The sequence below is a fragment of the Myxococcus sp. CA023 genome (assembly GCF_010998615.1).
GTDB lineage: Bacteria > Myxococcota > Myxococcia > Myxococcales > Myxococcaceae > Myxococcus.
Genome location: NZ_JAAEAH010000006.1, coordinates 40,644 through 58,671, shown reverse-complemented (window position 1 = coordinate 58,671; position 18,028 = coordinate 40,644). Strand labels below are relative to the sequence as shown.

Here is an 18,028-nt window from a genome sequence, read left to right as displayed (position 1 = left end):
CCCATCTTCTCCCAGTTCGTCCGATCTCATTGGCCGCGTCGCCGCAGCAACCGCTGCCAGAGACGGATGACCTGGGTTCTGAAGGACGACAGCGCCCTCACATTGGTAGGTACTTCATGGTAGGCGAAGTAGCTGGGCACAACGGCTCGCAGCCACGCTGCCTTGCTCAGGAATGGGCAAGTGCCGACATCGTTGCAGTGAAGTTGCCCCGGTTCCGCGGCTCTCCCGCACTTCGTGTGGACCGTAGGCTCAAATGGTGAGCAGCACGCGACGACGCAGCAGGTCGAAGCTGGCGCGGCCGTACATCTGACGCTTGAGAAGCTTGAGGTTCGTGATTTGGCCCTCGGCCTGGGCGTTACTCCAGGGAAACGCCAGCGCGGCCCGGACGGCATCGCCGTCCTGTTCGAGTCCCTTCGCAAAGGTCTCCATCGCGCGAACACCGGACCTGCGAGCCTTACCTAGCCACGCTTCAAAGGGACTACAGGACTTCGTTGGCTCGGCTCCGCGTGCGATGCCCCGCGAGCGCACGAGTTCACAGAATTGCCGAGTCAATGCGATGACACGCGCGGCTTCCTCGTCTTGCTCGATGCGCGCCAATGCTGCGGCCTCCGTGGAGGTCAGCCAGGAGGGCCGCTTCACGCACAGCCACGCCAATTGCTTCGGCGAAGCGAGCACGTCGGGGCTCGTGCCCGTCGACCACCAATTGCCACTGGGGTAGCTGCATGCGCCGAAGCGAGGCGGAACGGTCCTTCGCATTTGGAGCCAACGGTGGACCTGACGTGATGTGCCACGAAAACCCTGGGCGCGAACCTCCCGCCAGAGTTCACATGCGTTCTCACACCCCGCAGCCTGCCGCTGCGTCAGGTACTCCAGATAAGGGTCGGGAATGCTCGGTCCAGGCACACGCGCCGCGCGTTCTGGAAAGGCTTCGGCGGCATATTTGCGCACCATTCCTCGCGCCAGCCCCAGCGTGCGACTGATTCACAGCAGGGGTTCCCCTGCCAGATGACGACACCGGACGGCCTCGTATGCAGCGACACGCTGAGAGCGACTCTCCTCTCGGGCACGAGCGTCGGCGTGAGTTCGCGAGTAACTGGTGTGCCGGCGGACTGGCGGCTCCTCCCCACCCGACACGGCTGGCAGTGCTCGAAGTCGAGGGTGAGCGCCGGTCATCCATCGTTCCATCATCTGCCGTCCATTCAGCAGCAAGTGCCAGCGATCCGCCACCTACTGAGCATCTTGAGCGCCCAGCATCGCCGCCCGTGCGTACTCGGTCGACCTGTCTCTGGCGATGACTTCCACGCCGGGGTGATGGCGTAGCCAGGCGCTCACCGTGGGAGTCGAGCAGTCTGGCAAGACGTCGCGGACGCAGTGCGCTTCCAGGTCGACGAGGATGGAGCCGTAGGTACGCCCCTTGCGCAGCGCCCAGTCGTCGAGCCCCAGGACGCGGGTGGGGCTGAGGGGAGGCAGCGGAGCGCGGCGAATCAGCCTCAGGAGTGTGTCTGGACTGGTGGGCATGGCCAGGGACGTGAGCAGCCTGGCCCCAGCCTCTGCCCCGGCTGAGATTGCAACGGCGCACTGCGCGGTGGACAGCCGCCGTGTCCGACGAGCCCGAGACGACAGCAGGCGCACCGGCCGCTCAGCGAACGTACGGCACGAGCATTCCGGGTTTCGACAGCAGAAGCGCCGGAAGCGAAGCTCAAGTTGCACGGCGCGGCATGCGGTGGGCAGGTCCGCCGGGCGTCAGACGTAGCTGCCATGCACCCAGGTACTGGGCGTCTGGCAGGAGGGACACCGGGCACCAGTGCCCTCCCGATGAGCCACAAGGACAACGTCCGAAACACCGCCGCGCGTCACCCGCTCCACGCGACAGCCAGGAAGGGAGTACAGCGTTTCCATTCCCAGGGTGTATTCGCCCTGCTGGCCGTCTGCCGCATCTGCCCATGCCTTCGAGGGGAACCACACGAAGTGCGGGAGAGCCGCGATAACGGGGCAACTTCAGACACCGCCTCCTGGCACCGCATCCCTCCTCACCGCGTATGAGACGGCCTCCCAGCCCGACGGCGCCCAAACGCCGCTCCCACCCTAAATGAAAGGAAGGCGACCGCTGCCCAAACCACCGCCTCCATGATCAGCGCACCGATCAACTCAGTGCCTCGCGCCTCCCTCACGTTGGACTTGAGAAATCCGGGGGCATCATTAAGCGAAAGGACGAACTCCACGGCCATTCGCAGACAAGCTGTGAACGCCCCAACAATCAAGGAAAAGATGGGCCTTGACGCAAGCACTCCACTACTCAAGACGCCAAGCGGAATTAGCCCAGCAAGTACGGCCCAAAGAAATGGCGAAACTGCTTCCCCTTGTCGGACCGATGGCACTACGAGCGTGAGGTACCCTCCGTATGTTGCCAGGACGCCAGCACTGCATGCTCCCAGGGCAAGCGATAGCGAGGCGGCTCCTGAAGGTCTCATTTGGCCTCCTATTGCGACAGGGGTCACACCGGGTCTTCCCCGAGGGGAATTCCCCTCGGGAACCGCTGAAGCTCGGAGAGAGATGACCAAGTAGGACTAATTCACCACTCTACATCCAAAGTCACGACGCCATCAGGATCTGCAAGAATATCGGCCTGCAGTTGGTCGGTTAGGGCGCTTCCGAGTATCCCCCCTCCAACATCAATACAACCTGCGCTACCGGGCCTGCCCCCACAGTGCAGGAAGAATCCATCTCGAGCCACCATGCCGGAAGGCCACGCGTCAGCAGGACTGCACTGCATGGCATGAAGTCTGACTCTCCAATCTCCCCAGTCACCGTACAAGGCCCTCCTAGCGATGTCCCTCGCCAATGAGGGGTCGCTCAATTCATGCGGATACAACTCGTACCACCCCCGCGGAATGGCCCCCGTGTCCGCAGAACGCTCGCATGACGGTGATGACACATTCAAGCATGGCGACCGCCCGCTCGAGGAGAGAACAACGTACGGGTGCCTACCTGGGACCTCTGGATCCACATACAGACTCCCGGTACTTACAGTATAGCGGAGCGCGGTAAGACCATTCCGATCAACAAAGTGGAGGGGGTTATTCAGCGCATAGGCATACGCACCAACGGAGCGGCCACGCCATGCCATCGCACGCACATACCGAGGGCTCTGTAGCATCGGCTCCGGCTGCAGGTACCGGCCGATGCTCGGGTCGTAGTAGCGATTCCAGTTCTCGAAGAGGTCGGTCTCGGCGTCGTGGTACTGACCAGGGAAGCGCAGTGGTGTCCACAAAGGCTGAGCGCCCGTTTGCAAACGTCGGTATTCGTAGGCGGACGCGGCTACCCCCATCTGGGAGCGAGCCGCAGTCGGCGCAGTCCCAGTACAAGCGCAGCCAACTGACACAGGGTCACAATCGCCCGCGCTTGCAAGTGCCAGCTGAATACCCGCACTTCCAGGACTTATCCAGTCCGTCCACCCATGACTCCGGTCCGCTCCTAACGTTGCGAACACGACGCCACTGCTCGCATCATGCACCTGAAGCTCATCCGTCGGGCTGCCGCTGCACGCAGGCCCTTCCGGCGCATACAGGTCTAGTGCGTCCACCAAGACCCGCATCTGCACGCTTGTATTCGGAGGAGTGGTCTGCTTAAGCGTCGGTCCAAATGCCCCAGTCTGCGTACCGTATGGATGCGGCGTCTCCACGTCCACGTTAACGCGGTTGACCTGACCAAATGCATCATACTCACCCGTCCCCACCACCCGGCCCTGCCCATCCAGCATCAAAGCGGGCTTGCCTAGGTAGTCCGTCACCAGCGAGTACATTCCACACGACGCCATTTCGCCTGCACGGCGACAGTCCACTTCTCCGTCAGACATCCGCCCCCCGTTGGTGTCCAATTGCCCACGGATGAGCGCCACTGGCCGGTTGGCCAGCCACACATACTCGTCAGTTGGGTGAGCATCAGGCGAAAGGAGGGAGTCATTCCCTATGTCCACCAAGAGGTTGTGCCCGAGGTCGTAGAAGTACTCGTCACCCGCTCCCGTCGGGTATACCTTCATCCGACGCCGATTTGCCGCATCATAATAATAGCTATAGCTGGCGCCATTCACACTCGCACTTCGAAACACTACGTCATTGCCGCCGTGGGCCCATGCCCCCGCAGCGAAGTCGATAATATGCACAGGGCTTCCAACGGAATCATTCGGCCACGTCTTCTGCGATACTCGACCATCGGAGTCATATCCGTAGCCGTGAGAAATCCAACTATCCGTCTGCTGACTCGTGCGTTGAGTAAGCCAGTCAGGGTGAGCGGGCGAAGCCCCATACGTGAGCGTCCAGGAGTTCGCCTCGCCTGCCTCGGAGGTACGATTGCCGCGCCCATCATACCCGAACGAGCGTGTACCAAAGGGCCCGCCTCCAGAATCCATTGTGCCAGTGGCAGACGTCAGGCGAAGCAGCCTGTCATATGAAAATGTCTGAACAGGCGAGGTAAAGATGCTTGAACCCAACAGACAACTGATGCTCCTCTTCACCTGGTCCGCGCTCCAATCGTAGGTCTGACGCAGTACCGCCCCATTGCCCGCCCCCGGCACCCATGAAGCCCCGGAGCCAAGTGTCGACACCCACAGCGCCCGGATTCGCCCAGTCTTGTCATTGGCACCAATGTCACCATTGGTTTCCGTCGCACATCTACCTGTCTCTTTGGTTGCAGCCCCCAGCATGTACTCAACACTGACAGCGGAACTACTCCCCTGCAGGTGCTGTCGATATCCGCGAAGGCCACCATAAGGCTCCCACGAAATCTGAGACAGCAGCGTGACGTCAGATGCGCTACCGTCCTCACCAAAAGCAGTCACACGGACCTCCTGTACCCGATCCGCCCATGCACCCTCTCCATGCACGTAGCGGACGGCACGTCCATATGGATAGATGATTGAGGTCAAATTGCCGTTGACGCTGTACGTATAAGCCGTATGCGGGTTGGCGTGTGGAGTGGAACTGCTGCAGTCCGCACTGCCATGACGGACTCGCACCTCGCGCAAGACACGCCCCGCCCAATCATATCCATACCAAGTGCGCCCGAATGAATCATCGCGCCAGCGCGTACGGCCCTGAGTAAATTCCAGCACCCCGCAAGATGCGGGGGGCATCTCGGTTGCCTCGTACCCCTGGCGGTAGAGCACTTCCATGCTTGCAGGTGGGCTCAACCGGGCGACTCGCGCCAGTCGTCCGAGCGCATCGTACGTGGATTCAATGAAGTCCCGCGGAGACACGGCTGCCTGCGACGGCGTCTGCTTGACGATTTGCTGGCCCGCAGCGTCGTATGCGAAACGAGTCGCCCCGCGCGCACTTCCAACTCCCATCGCAGAGCTTTCAAGCTGTACCAACTGACCGAAGTCGTCGTAGGTGTAAAGCGACGCACCAACTCCAGGGCTGTAGGTTTCACAATCGGTGGAGGAGGTGAGCCCCGACTCTATGCTCGTGATGTTGCCGTGCCGATCATGCTTGAAGCAGGTACGATGGCTGTCCGCAACGACATTCGTAGGATAGTCATCAACTCGACTCAGGCGATTCGCCCGATCATACACCATGCTATTGCATATAGCAGTACCACTGGTGCAGTTCGCGAAGGTGCCACTCCCTACGCCAGCCAAGTTATCATTCGCGTCGTAGCGTCGGCCTCGCGTGACACTGTAGGGCTCTCCCCACGACTTCATCGTGGGCCTGCGGTGAGCATCTGCTGAATAGCCACGGACGAGACGAACGACCCCTGCCGCATCCAGGTGCCGCTCATGCTGCAGGGTTCCGTCCTCCCAATACGAGTACGTCACCTTTTCGCTCCACGTAGCCCCATCCACTACGGCGGACTTTGCGCGCCACTGAAGCTTCGACGTCATGCTTCCTCCCGCGCAGGCTGCCGACGGCGTGCCGGTCCGGTAGCAAGTCACCTCGTAGTTGCCTTCCGGCAATCGTGTCCATGTCAGGCGCCCCGCGGAGTCGTATCCGTATGTGGTTACTACGGCAGTTGCGCCGCTGCCCGGCAGGGCACGAGTACTCACCAAGCGCCCATTGAGGGAGCGCGACTCTCTCACCACTCCGCTCGCATCCGTCTGCGTAGACACTTCCTCGCCGGTTGTGGTGTCGAAGGCATAGTCGACGTAGGTGGCCAAGGGAGCTACGCTTGGCCCTGACTCCCTGATTTCGCTCAACCGACCTGCCCGAGGCCAGCCGGCATTCTGCTGCCAGTAGTGGTAGCGCACAGTCTTGTAGCCTTCACCTGCTGGGCAATCCGTGGCACTCTCACTCTCTACCCAGCACGGGCCATGCTCTTCTAGCGTACGACCTTCAGGGTCGGGCGTCGTGTCCCCCTCGGTTCGTGCCGAAAAATAGAAAGTGCCACGAACGCGCAATTCGTCGCTCCAATTCCCTGTGTCGGAGTTGAAAATGCGTGTCCATCCGGACTCCAGAACTGCGGTAACGCGGGAGGTACCGGGCGCATAGCGAGTGACCCTACGTGCTTTGCCATTCGACGGCATCAACAAGCTATCGCGCTCAGAGATAGAAGGCAGTTGCTGGTTCGCATCGTCATAAACGTAGGAGAAGTTCGCTTCTTCTAGCGCTACGCCGCCATCTTGATGGAGAGCTCCCTTGTGCTCCGTTCGCTTTTCCGGCCGTACTGTTCCCGAGGAGTCCGTGACGAAAGCGTAATCAAAAACGGTCCAGTTGCTTCGTTTATCCTGAATCCCCTTGAGAACCGGGGGTTCTCCAGGGCTCCCACAAGTCCAGTCGTAGCGAATCGTGCCTGGGCTGCATCCACCATTGAAGCACGATTCGGACACCCTCAGCAGAGTTTGATTCGCCCCCGAACTCACGCCCGAAACAAAGTCATAATCGCGTACGAGATTCGACTTTGCCGCACTCAACCTTCCTGTGTGCGCGGTCACATCGGAAGCGCGTCGGCGTGTATACTGTGTTCCGCAGCAATTGAGACCTGAGGGACAGGCAGATCGATTTGAGTTACCGATCTCAAGCTGAACGTCTGCTTCATTTGCAGCCGTAACTCGTCCTGTAGAGTCGTATGAATGGTGAGCTACCAGTACATCGGAGCGCGACACCAGGAGGCTTCCTTCCGGATACTGATACGTATCCTCTTCCCCCGAAGAGAACGCGACCCTGGATAGCAGTCCAGCCGACTCAATCCCCGCGAGTTCTTCATAATAATATGTAGCGCGCAACTGCTCATGAACAACTCCAGATGCAAGCGTGGCTCGACGGTACAAATGGCGCACCACACATTGGGCATACCCCGTCGAACTGCCCAACTTCACGTACTCCAACCGTAGGCCGACTCCATTGGGCAGTGTCACTTGCGACAGATATGGCACACCTTCGCTACCAGCGACCGTCCCCTGAACACAGGACAACCCTGGCGGCAACGCATACGTCACGTCGGCGAGCACCTTCCCGCTCGAGGCCTCAATGCGAGACAAAAAATAATGACTTGGCGTCACCGGGGCATCTTCTTCGGCCCAAGGCGCAGCGTAGATATGACGTTCACCTGACGAAGTCACCAACACAAACCCCTGTGCGGTGCGCTGGAGTTTATCGCCAGCAGATTCGCTCGAGCGTTTTCCTGCCCAGCACGGTACATTTTCGCAAGGAGTGAAGTGAAGCTCAGCCCCGTTGCCGCGTTTCAAAATGTAATAGTGCGAATCTTCACGCACATAGCTCCAAAGGCCGTGCGTCCATAGTGCGGTGCGCAAATTAGCCGGTGCCGAGCCAAACGGTTTAGGCGCTTGCGTGTAGGCAACAGGGACGACACCCGCGCCCCCCTGGGGCGATTCAATGTTTGCCGGTAGGCTTGGGATCCCCTGGCCCGACACATAACTCCGGGAGAATCCCACCGAAATGTTGTCCCGTGAATCACCAAAGTCACTTGCCCACAACACACTGGTACCACGCGTCATGTCCACGGGATCGCCCGCTACGGGGAGTGGGGTTCCCGATGAAGAGCAAATACAGTGCGAATCGCGACAGTCCGACTGAGCACACGACGAGACATCGCAATACACCTTTGGCTCCGATGACTGCACTCCCTCATCCGATACACTATACATCGGATCAAAAACACAAGTCCCCGAACAACCATCAGAGACACAGCCATTCCCAGGCTGACAGGGCCAGTTCGGACAACTCCCTCTCTTGAACTGGTTCGCCACCTGCTGACAGGTTCCTACTGGCGTGCAGGTGATGGCGCTCACGCATGTCCCGTCAGGGTTTGTCTGATTATTACTGCACACCCTCGCGCAATCAGAGCCATCACAGGGACAGTTCCACAAATGCATGACCGGTATGCCATCACCACAGGTGCCGCCTGTAGGGATGCAATAGTCAATTTGCGCCTCAGCGGGGACAGTAAACAACCCTACCAACAGAAAAAACAGCCCAAGACCTGATCTACGGCACAGCCACCAATAAATTTTCACAAAGACCTCAAATAAGAGGCGTCGCCTACCTTGCGACGATGTATCAAACGTCAAGGCACCAATAACCAGAGATGACAATTGTCTCAGCGGGTGCCCGCTTGAAAATTGGCAGCATGAGGCGCCCAGCCATGAGGTGGCACACAGGCACGACCTCCTTCACCAGGGTAAAATTGGACACAGATCCATTCTTCTGGACACTGGGCTCGGGTCGCACACGGCGTGCTGCAGACATACCCCCCCGCACGCCCCGCAGACAGGGTCTTCACATTCGTTGACTGAAGACACAGCTTCGTTTCGCAATCCGAAGCCCCTCCTGCGGAGCAATCCATGCCCACCTTCCCGGTGCCGCTCCCTACCTGCAACTTTCGATGCTCAGTGATCGGCGGCACCAAGGCGGGCTGCACCGATTCCACCCGCTTGTCTTCCCAGCACGCCCCCAAAACCATCCCGGCCGCCACGACGGCCCATGAGCGCACGCTAATCAAAGAGGCGACGATCCGATGACTCGAACAAGCGGATGATGGATTACACCGCTGCATCATTTGAAAACTCCAACGCTGACTGGACGGACCTGGACGGATGCGCCGAACCACTAACCTCTCAGAAGTCACTCCGAGCGCGCAACCCCGTCCTCGACGTGCGCCTCGTCGACTCAAACGCCTCAACAACGCCGCCATATCACAACAAAAACCAATCCACCCCCGATGTAAAAGAACAGCAAGTGCTCGCTGATCCACATCCCGGTGAACCAAATCTCACCCAGCGTGCCAATATGGGGGCCTAGTACCTAAGCACAGAGGTTCTGACCGGCTGGCTTTGGGACTGCTCAGTGCAGGGCGGGCAGAAGTTCCGGAGCCAGGAGCAGTTCGATGCTGCGGGCCTGTCCGGCGCTGCGCCGGATGAGCCCTCGGCGTTCAAGCTCAAGCACCATTCGGTAGACGGTGGGCGGAGTGGTGCCGAAGTAGCGCTGCATGTCGGCCACCGCGGGAGGGCGCCGGTTGAGCTTGGTATAGGCGTAGATGAAGGCTAAACCACCGCGCGTGATTCTCGAACGCGGTTGGTGAGCGGGCGGGCGCGCGGGGCGACAGAAAGAGGCAGAGGCACATCCCGTTCGGCTCTGTGTGCGCAGAAGACCAGGAATCAGAAAGGCCCCGCCCAGGGACAAAGGTAGTCCCCGTCTTTCACGGCTGCAGCGCCGCTCTCTCATTCGCTGGAGTGAAAGGAGCGGCTGCCCGCTCACCCTGCGGCGGTGCATGGCGGTGGTGGGAGTGTCGTGCGGCGAATCGTGCAGGCAGGTAGCGCGCGCTCTGGCGTGCGCCGCCTCTACGGTTGTCTCCGCGGTCAATCGCTACCGGACGGGACGGCGTAAAGCCCTGTTGGACCGCAGGGCGGCCAATGGCGAGGTGAAGGTGGATGAGCGCTTCCCCGCCATTCTCTCGCGCGTGCTGGCGGGTACTCCCGAAGAGGTGGGCTGGTGCCGCCCGACGTGGACACGGGAGTTGCTCGCGCTGGAGATGGAGCGCCGGGGCCTGGCGCGGGTGTCGGTTGCCACCATGGGCCGTGCGCTTGCCACCCTCGGTGCGAGCCTGAAGGTGGCCAAACCCGTGGTGGGCTGCCCTTGGCCGGGCTGGAAGCGGCGCCGGAGTCTCTTCGAGTTGCGGTGCCTGGAAGCATGTGCCCGGTCCAACGAGCCGGTCCTCCATGTGGACGAGGTGGACATCCATCTCAATCCGAAGGTGGGACGTGACTGGTGCCTGCCCGGCCAGCGCCAGGTGGTGCTCACGCCAGGCAACAACAAGAAGCGATACCTGGCCGGCGCCCTGGACTCGAAGACGGGCCGCCTCACCTGGATGGAAGGCAAGTCGAAGGCCAGCCCACTCTTCATCCAACTGCTTTGGCGCATCACCGGTGAGTACCCTGGCGCCCCACGAATCCACCTCATCCTGGACAACGCCTCCATCCACAGCAGCCAGAAGACGAGAAAGGCGCTCAAGCAACTCGGTGGCCGGATTGTCCTCCACTTCCTGCCGACTTACTGCCCGGACGCCAATCGCATTGAGCGCGTCTGGCTGGACCTCCACGCCAACGTCACTCGCAACCATCGCTGCCGCACCCTCCAGAAGCTCATGCGGCGCGTCCATGCCTACCTGCACGCTCGCAACGCCCAGCGGCGTGCCAGTCCTATCCTCCGCAAGGTCCATCTGCGGCGCGCCGCCTGAGCGCGTGCGAGATTCATGATCGGGCGTTTAGTCCAATCCGACCCCAGCTGCAGACCCCTGCCCCTATCGGAAAGTGCCGGCCAGGAAAGGAGCAAGCCACAGCAGCATGTACATCAGGCTGCAGCAGCCCTGAGGCAGCCTTCGTGACCAAGCTGATACACGTCACATCTACTACGTCGGCAGCTTGATGCCTGACAGCCGTTGGAACAGCTCCACGGCGAAGCCGTCCGTCATGCCGGAGATGTAGTCCGTCACGCACAGCAAGCGCTGGTACTTCGACAGACGAGCCACCGCCTCGGTGATGGCTTCGTCCCGGGACGCGGGCTCTTCCGCAGTGTCCCGGATGTGCTCCGGACGCTGGAAGAGGTCCAGTGGCAGCAATTGCCGCAGCTTCTTCTCCTCGCGGTTCGGCGTGTCGGTGACGACCGCCATCGCGAACATGTCCAGCAATCCGCCCAGCGTCTTGAAACCCGCGCTCTCAATCTGGAGCACGCGCTCGCTTTCATAGCCGTAGCGCCGCGTGAGGTTGCGGATGGCCTTCAGCGGCTTCGCCACGTCGTCCCGCGCGGAGGCCAACGGCGTCTCCCACTTCCCGTCTTCCATCGCCTCCACGTTCTCCAGAAACACCTTCACGGAGGCCTGGATGAGCTCGCCAATGGCCCGCGCACGCGCCTGAGCCAGCCGTGTCTCCGGATGCGACGGCGGCGGGCGCACGGGCCCTTTCACCGGACGAGGCAGCACCGCGTCCAGCAGCTCACACGCATCCTTGATGGGAATCAGCCCCAGCTTCGCCGAGTCCTCCAGGTCGATGACCGCGTAGCAGATGTCATCCGCCGCCTCGACGAGGAACGCCAGCGGATGCCGGGAGAACACCCCAGTCTCCCGCTCCACCAGGCCCACAGCGCGGTACGCCTCCAGCGCCAGAGCCTCGTCGTCCTGGAAGTAACCGAACTTCTTCTCCGACACGCGAGCCTTGTCCCGCTCACGCCCGCCCGGCAGCACCGACGCGCGCGGGTACTTGCTCATCGCACCCAACGTCGCCGCGGTGTAGCGCAAGCCGCCCCGCCGCTCGCGCGACTGGAGCCGGTTGAGAATGCGGAAGCCCTGCGCGTTACCTTCGAAGTCCTCCAGGTCCTGCCACTGCTCCACCTTCTCGAAGGGGCTCTTCCGCCCGTCCACCTCGGCACCGGGCCGCGCCAGCCGCTGTGACACCCAATGCTGGATGGCCGCCTCGCCGGAGTGGCCGAAGGGCGGATTGCCAATGTCATGCGCCAGGCACGCCGCCGCAACGATGGTGCCCAGGTGCGAGGGATTCACCATGACGTCGCGCGCCCGCAGTCCCCGTCCCGCCAGATTCCCCAGCGAGCGCCCGACACAGGAAGCCTCGATGCTGTGGGTCAGCCGCGTGCGCGTGTAGTCGCTCGTGGACAGCGGAAACACCTGCGTCTTGTCGTGCAGGCAACGGAACTCCGCGGAGAAGACGATGCGGTCATAGTCCCGGTCGTAGTCGGTCCGCTCGTCCTGGAGCAGCGCGTCCATGTCACTCAGGACGGGCGCCGGCTCCTCCACCGGCTTCTTCTCCGAGCCCACCCGGTAACCTGAAAGAAGCCGCCGCCAACGCTCCGTTCGACTGCTGCTGCTCACGCCTGCCTCGCTGTGCGAAGGGACCCGGGGTGACATGCTGCTCCCCTCACGCACCGAGGCAAGTTTTACCGGCCGGGCGGACGGGCCCCCGCCACCCCTCCCAAGAGACACCGCGCCGCTGGACGAAGGCGCGGCCCCCGGGCAGCCTTCCCCCAGGCGAACACCGCCCATCCAACGGAGGCGTCCTCACGTATGAAGCTCAAGGCCCTGTGCATCACCGTGTCGCTACTCACCCTTCCCGGCGTGGCCTCCGCGCAGGGCGGGTTCGGCGCCCTCACCAAGGCCGCGGGCGATGCCGGCAAGTCCGCCGTGGAGAAGCGCGTCAACACCAAGCTGATGGACGAGGGCCGGCAGAACCAGTGCAGCTTCAAGACAGGCACCGCTCAGCTCGATGCCGGCTGCGACGCCAAGCTCAAGAAGCTGACCAACGCGCTCGTCGACGCCAAGAAGCAGCTCGTCGCCGCCGGCGTGAAGACCTACAAGTTCGAGGTCTCCGGCCACACCGACTCCACCGGTGACGCGGCCAAGAACAAGAAGCTCAGCGAGCAGCGCGCGGAGACCATCGTCAAGGAGCTCATCGCGCGCGGCATCCCCCGTGGCGAAATCATCGCCGTGGGCTACGGCTCCGAGAAGCCGCTGGTGAAGCCCGACGACACCGCCGCCAAGAAGGCGAAGAACCGCCGCTACGAGCTCCAGGTCCGCCTGTAGCCTCAGCTCACGCGGGCGCCCGAGGACACGGGCACCGCGGGTGCGGCCACCTCGTCCCGCGGCGCCGTCCGGGCCGCGGGAATGAAGGTCATCGCGCGCTCGGCCAGCGCCGTAATCGTGAGCGACGGATTGACGCCCGGATTGGCGGAGATGGCGGAGCCGTCCACCACATACAACCCCTCATGGCCGAACACGCGGTGCCGCGAGTCGATGACGCCCGTCTCCGCCGAGTCCCCCATGCAGCAGCCGCCCAGGATGTGCGCCGTCGTCGGAATGCCCAGCAGGGTCTCGCTGACGATGGTCATCGGATAGCCATCCAGCTTGTCCGCCACGCGCCGGGCCAGGTCGAACGCCTCCGGCATGTTGGCGCTCGGCGCCGGGCCCTCCTGGAGCGCAGTGCTCAGCCCCAGCCTCCGCGAGCGCTTCATGCGCAGGTGCCCTTCCAGGGTGCGCATGTAGAGCAGAATCATCGTCCGCCGCGCGAAGTCGGGGACGAACCACGCCTTGAGGAAGCGCAGCGGATGCCGGACCAGCAGGCCCACCAGCCGCGCGAAGCGCTGGAGCATCGTGGCCCCGGAGACCTGCGGCGCCATCAGCAACCGGAAGAAGCCCGAGCCCGCGGAGTAGCGCACCGGCTCCAGGTGGGACTGGGCATCGGTGTGCAGGATGGAACCGATGGCGATGCCCCGTGACAAATCCTGCCCCTTGCGGCCGCTCACCACACCCACGAGCGCCTCGGAGTTGGTGCGCACGCCGTCTCCCAGCCGGTCCGACAGGCGCGGCAGTCCGTCCGGGCTCGCCTTCAACTTGAGCAGCAGGTCCAGGGTGCCCAGCACGCCCCCCGCAAAGACGACGTGCTTCGCGGTGAACCGCACCTTCTTCCGGAAGAAGCGCCGCGCCCCTTGGAGCGCTTCGACTTCGTAGCCCCCGTCTGGCAGCGGTCGCACCCAGGTGACTTCAGTGTCCGCGTGCAGCGTGAGGCCGCGCCGCTCCGCCAGGTGGAGGTAGTTCTTGTCGAGCGTGTTCTTGGCGTCGAAACGACACCCCAGCATGCACCCGCCACACGCGTTGCAGCCCGTCCGGTCCGGTCCCTCCCCATTGAAGTATGGGTCCTTCACGGTGACGCCCGGCTCGCCGAAGTACACGGCCACGGTGGTGGGCTGGAAGTCGGTGCGGCCCAGGTCCGTGCCCACGTCCTGGAGCACCTGGTCTGGCACGGTGCGCAGTGGATTCGGCGTGGCGCCCAGCATCCTCCGTGCGGTGGTGTAGTGCGGCGCCAGTTCCTCCTTCCACGCGGCGAGGTGGCCCCACGAGGAGGCCTGGAAGAAGTCGTCCCGGGGGATGGGGAGCGTGTTGGCGTACACGAGCGAGCCGCCGCCCACGCCCACGCCCGACAGGACGGTGACGTGGCGGAAGAACGTCATCTCGAACAGGCCCCGCCACCCCAGCGTGGGCATCCAGAGCCAGCGCTTCAGTTCCCAGTTCGTCTTCGGGAAGTCCGGGGCGCGCAAGCGCCGCCCCTTCTCCAGGAGCATGACGCGGTAGCCCTTCTCGGTCAGCCGAAGCGCGCTGACGCTGCCACCGAACCCCGAGCCGATGATGAGCCAGTCGCAGTCCATGGCCATCCTGCCTCCCGACGGGCACCACGCCACACAGGTCACGCACCAGCGCATGCCGGCGGCGCCACTCTACGACAAAGGGATGCATCAGCCCGGCACGGAGATTCAGGCGGTGCGGGGAACAAAGCGCCTGCCCGCCCAGCCCATATTCACTGTGGGCATGTCTTCTTTTTCACACTCCGGCCAGCTATCAGAAAGCCTTTATTTCTCGAAAAGCAGAGGCTCCTCCCCGCAGCCCGTCCCCCGAGCTGCGACGCAACGCCGTCTCCCTGGAGGAGCAATGCGAATGAAGACCTGGATGCCGGTCGCGCTGTTGCTGCTGAATGCCCCGCTGGCCCTTGCCGAGCCGATCAAGGCCAAGCCAGCTGACAAGACTGTCTGGATTGCGATTGGCACGGATGCCATCACGCCCATGCAGGAGACCTTCGCGGCCGAAGGTTGGAACGTGCCCACCGCCCTCAAGCAGCAGGAGCACGCGGGCGTGTTCCAGCTGAAGGAGTCTCAGCTGTCGCGGCTGGCGCTGATGATGCACGAGAAGTTCGACCGGTGCGCGGGCTTCATCACCTACGAGACGAAGGAGGAAGCACTGGCGTCCCTGGCGCCCGTAGTCCCCAATGCGACCCAGAAGGCCGTCAGCTACACCCTCACCAACGCCGCGACCGCGAACACGCTAGTGGGTGAGCTCTCTGCCGCGAACATCCGCACCACCATCGCCGACCTGTCCGCCTTCCCCACGCGCAGCCAGAGCTCGCAAGGGGGCGTGGACGCCGCGGCCATGCTCCTGGCGAAGTGGCAGGGCTACGTCACCGGCGCGGGGCGCACGGACGTCACCGTGGCGTACTACCCCCACACGGGCTGGCGACAGCCCTCGGTCATCCTCACCATCCCCGGCACCGAACTGCCTGGCGAGGTCGTCGTGGTGGGCGGCCACCTGGACTCCATCAGCTCCACCAGCACCGCGCCCGGCGCCGATGACGACGCGTCCGGCATCGCGACGTTCACCGAAGTCATCCGCGCCGCCATGGCTCGCAACTACCGCCCCCAGCGGACGGTGAAGTTCATGGCCTACGCCGCGGAGGAGACGGGTCTGCGCGGCTCGCGGGAGATCGCCATCTCCCACAAGAGCAACAACATCAACGTCGTGGGGGTGATGCAGCTCGACATGACGAACTACAAGCACCCCAACGCCACATCGGATGTGGGCATCGTCACCGACAACACGAACGTCGCCCAGAACCAGTTCATCCGCGACCTGATAACGACGTACGTCGGCGTGCCGTTCACCAATACGACCTGCGGCTACGGGTGCTCGGACCACGCCTCCTGGCACAACCAGGGCTTCGCGGCCTCCATCCCCTTCGAGGGGACCGTCGTCCAGAAGAACCCCAACATCCACACCCCCAGGGACACCCTGGCGAACTCCGACAGCAGCGCCGCGCACGCGCTCAAGTTCTCCAAGATTGCCGCCGCCTATGTCGCCGAGCTGGCCAAGGGCACCGCGCAGTAGGCCCTGAAGCCCAGGGGCCCCGGCGCGAGACATGCGCCGGGCCCCTGCATCACAAGTTTTGTCGGGATTACAACTTTGGCGGCATCTGGACTAGCCTGCGTGAAATGGGCTTGATTCAGAATCCGCCACTGAGCCACGCATCCCTTCGTCGCGTCCTCGCACTGGCTCGTCCCGAGTGGAGGCTGCTCTTGCTCGGCACGTGCTTCCTCTTCATCGGGAGCGCGGGAGGCCTGCTCTTCCCTCAGGCCATTCGGGTCATTCTCGACGAAGCCTTGACCACCGCCACGCTCGATATGGTGAACGACACCACCCTGTGGATGCTGGGGGTGTGTTTCATCCAGTCGGTGGCCATCGGGCTGCGCTTCGCCTTCTTCAACATCGCGGGTGAGCGCATTGTCAGCAACCTGCGGGAGCGGCTGTATCGCAGCTTGCTGGAGCAGGAGATCGCGTTCTTCGACCAGCACCGCACTGGCGGCCTCACCAGCCGGCTGTCCACGGACACCGCCCTCATCCAGGGTGCCGTCAGTACGCACATCGCCATCATGCTCCGCAACGCGACCACGTTGATTGGAGGGCTGGCGCTGCTGCTCTACACCTCGCCCCGGTTGACGCTCGTCATGCTGGCGGTCGTCCCCCCCGTGACGCTGGGGGCGCTGTTCTACGGCCGCAAAGCCCGGCAGCTCGCGCGAGACGCCCAGGCCGCGGTGGCCGAAGCCAATGAAGTCGCCGCCGAGTCACTCTATGGCATTCAGACCGTCCAGGCCTTCGTCGCCGAAGACGCGGAGCGCCGGAGCTATGGCCGTGCCATCGGCAAGGCCCTGGCGCTGGCGCGCACGAGAATCGTCTCCTCGGGCTTCTTCATGGGAGGAACGGGCTTCACCGGCCTGGCTTCGACCCTGCTCGTCTTCTGGTACGGCACGCACATGGTCGTTTCGGGCGACATCACGGTGGGTGGACTGACCTCCTTCCTGATGTACACGCTGATGGTCGTCATGGCCGTCGGCGCCCTGAGCGAGCTGTGGGCGGAGTTCATGAAGGCCGGAGGCGCCACCGAGCGCGTCTTCGAGCTCATCGACCGTACGCCCGCCATCTCCGTCAACGGCGGCGAGCGGCCCGCGAACATGGAAGGCCACCTGCGCTTCCGCGACGTCAGCTTCAGCTACCCCACGCGCCGAGACGTGCCCGTCCTCCAAGGCCTGGACCTGGACGTCGCCCCCGGTGAAGTCGTGGCGCTGGTGGGACACTCGGGCGCGGGCAAGTCGACCGTCGCCTCGCTGTTGATGCGCTTCTACGATCCGGACCAGGGGGCCATCCTCGTCGATGGGACGAACCTGCGAACGCTCGACGTCCGCTGGCTCCGTCAGAACATTGGCATCGTGTCGCAGGAGCCCACGCTCTTCTCAGGCAGCATCGCCGACAACATCCGCTACGGACGCACCGACGCCACCGATGCGGAAGTGGAAGCCGCGGCCCGCATCGCCAATGCCCACGACTTCGTGAGCCGGTTTCCAGAAGGCTACCGCACGCGCGTCGGCGAGCGGGGCATCCAGCTCTCGGGAGGGCAGAAGCAGCGCGTCGCCATTGCCCGTGCGGTCCTCAAGGATCCGCGACTGCTCATCCTGGACGAAGCCACCAGCGCGCTGGACTCTGAAAGCGAGCACCTGGTCAAGGAGGCGCTGGACCGGCTCATGGTGGGACGCACCACCCTCATCATCGCCCACCGCTTGTCCACCGTGGCGGGCGTCGACCGCATCTTCGTGCTGGACCAGGGCCGCGTCGTCCAGCACGGAAACCACGAGGCGCTCATCACCCAGGACGGCCTCTACAAGCGCCTCGTGGAACGGCAGTTCATCGCCGCCTGAGC

General features: G+C 63.2%; 9 protein-coding genes and 1 pseudogene. 5 read left to right on the top strand and 5 right to left on the bottom strand.

What is annotated here, in order from left to right; all coding sequences use genetic code 11:
- Nucleotides 1–249 precede the first annotated feature (249 nt).
- Both F8M74_RS03545 and F8M74_RS38615 read right to left on the bottom strand, forming a co-directional pair.
- Nucleotides 250–1,899: pseudogene (locus F8M74_RS03545) on the bottom strand (ISL3 family transposase).
- A 673-nt stretch (nt 1,900–2,572) separates the two neighbouring features.
- Nucleotides 2,573–4,039, bottom strand: coding sequence for an RHS repeat-associated core domain-containing protein (locus F8M74_RS38615; protein WP_162295022.1), 1,467 nt, complete (start codon nt 4,037–4,039; stop codon nt 2,573–2,575).
- Nucleotides 4,040–8,984: 4,945 nt separating this feature from the next.
- Between F8M74_RS38615 and F8M74_RS03535 the strand changes: the two genes are divergently transcribed.
- Nucleotides 8,985–9,251 carry a hypothetical protein gene (locus F8M74_RS03535; RefSeq protein ID WP_141257526.1) on the top strand — a complete coding sequence of 89 codons (267 nt, stop codon included), beginning with the start codon at nt 8,985–8,987 and terminating at the stop codon, nt 9,249–9,251.
- Between the two features lie 42 nt (nt 9,252–9,293).
- Here F8M74_RS03535 and F8M74_RS38395 read toward each other — a convergent pair whose 3' ends face one another.
- Complete coding sequence (locus tag F8M74_RS38395) at nt 9,294–9,674, bottom strand: LexA family transcriptional regulator (protein ID WP_228559905.1); 381 nt, start codon at nt 9,672–9,674, stop codon at nt 9,294–9,296.
- 46 nt (nt 9,675–9,720) lie between these two features.
- On the opposite strand from F8M74_RS38395, the gene F8M74_RS03525 reads away from it, so the two are divergent.
- Nucleotides 9,721–10,686 (top strand): IS630 family transposase, encoded by a 966-nt coding sequence (locus tag F8M74_RS03525; protein WP_141257527.1) that lies wholly within the window; start codon nt 9,721–9,723, stop codon nt 10,684–10,686.
- A 171-nt stretch (nt 10,687–10,857) separates the two neighbouring features.
- Here the strand turns inward: F8M74_RS03525 and dgt are convergent, their stop codons facing one another.
- Nucleotides 10,858–12,276 (bottom strand): dGTP triphosphohydrolase, encoded by a 1,419-nt coding sequence (gene dgt, locus F8M74_RS03520; RefSeq protein ID WP_141257529.1) that lies wholly within the window; start codon nt 12,274–12,276, stop codon nt 10,858–10,860.
- A gap of 246 nt (nt 12,277–12,522) precedes the next feature.
- Between dgt and F8M74_RS03515 the strand changes: the two genes are divergently transcribed.
- Nucleotides 12,523–13,038, top strand: a complete 516-nt coding sequence (locus F8M74_RS03515; protein ID WP_141255897.1) for an OmpA family protein — start codon at nt 12,523–12,525, stop codon at nt 13,036–13,038.
- 2 nt (nt 13,039–13,040) lie between these two features.
- On the opposite strand, the gene F8M74_RS03510 is transcribed toward F8M74_RS03515, so the two are convergent.
- Nucleotides 13,041–14,657 carry a GMC family oxidoreductase gene (locus tag F8M74_RS03510; protein WP_163884326.1) on the bottom strand — a complete coding sequence of 539 codons (1,617 nt, stop codon included), beginning with the start codon at nt 14,655–14,657 and terminating at the stop codon, nt 13,041–13,043.
- Between the two features lie 286 nt (nt 14,658–14,943).
- Between F8M74_RS03510 and F8M74_RS03505 the strand changes: the two genes are divergently transcribed.
- Both F8M74_RS03505 and F8M74_RS03500 read left to right on the top strand, forming a co-directional pair.
- Nucleotides 14,944–16,164: a M20/M25/M40 family metallo-hydrolase gene (locus tag F8M74_RS03505; protein ID WP_141255900.1), complete on the top strand. Its 1,221-nt coding sequence runs from the start codon at nt 14,944–14,946 to the stop codon at nt 16,162–16,164.
- A gap of 104 nt (nt 16,165–16,268) precedes the next feature.
- The gene (locus F8M74_RS03500) at nt 16,269–18,026 is read left to right on the top strand and encodes an ABC transporter ATP-binding protein (protein ID WP_141255893.1); all 1,758 of its coding nucleotides are present in this window, start codon (nt 16,269–16,271) and stop codon (nt 18,024–18,026) included.
- Nucleotides 18,027–18,028: the final 2 nt, after the last annotated feature.

What these genes read in the sequence shown, in the direction of transcription:
- F8M74_RS03510 (WP_163884326.1), bottom strand. Translation starts at nt 14,657, where the DNA reads ATGGACTGCGACTGGCTCATCATCGGCTCGGGGTTCGGTGGCAGCGTC.
- F8M74_RS03535 (WP_141257526.1), top strand. Translation starts at nt 8,985, where the DNA reads ATGATGGATTACACCGCTGCATCATTTGAAAACTCCAACGCTGACTGG.
- F8M74_RS03515 (WP_141255897.1), top strand. Translation starts at nt 12,523, where the DNA reads ATGAAGCTCAAGGCCCTGTGCATCACCGTGTCGCTACTCACCCTTCCC.
- F8M74_RS03525 (WP_141257527.1), top strand. Translation starts at nt 9,721, where the DNA reads ATGGCGGTGGTGGGAGTGTCGTGCGGCGAATCGTGCAGGCAGGTAGCG.
- F8M74_RS38615 (WP_162295022.1), bottom strand. Translation starts at nt 4,039, where the DNA reads ATGAAGGTATACCCGACGGGAGCGGGTGACGAGTACTTCTACGACCTC.
- F8M74_RS38395 (WP_228559905.1), bottom strand. Translation starts at nt 9,674, where the DNA reads ATGAGAGAGCGGCGCTGCAGCCGTGAAAGACGGGGACTACCTTTGTCC.
- F8M74_RS03500 (WP_141255893.1), top strand. Translation starts at nt 16,269, where the DNA reads ATGGGCTTGATTCAGAATCCGCCACTGAGCCACGCATCCCTTCGTCGC.
- F8M74_RS03505 (WP_141255900.1), top strand. Translation starts at nt 14,944, where the DNA reads ATGAAGACCTGGATGCCGGTCGCGCTGTTGCTGCTGAATGCCCCGCTG.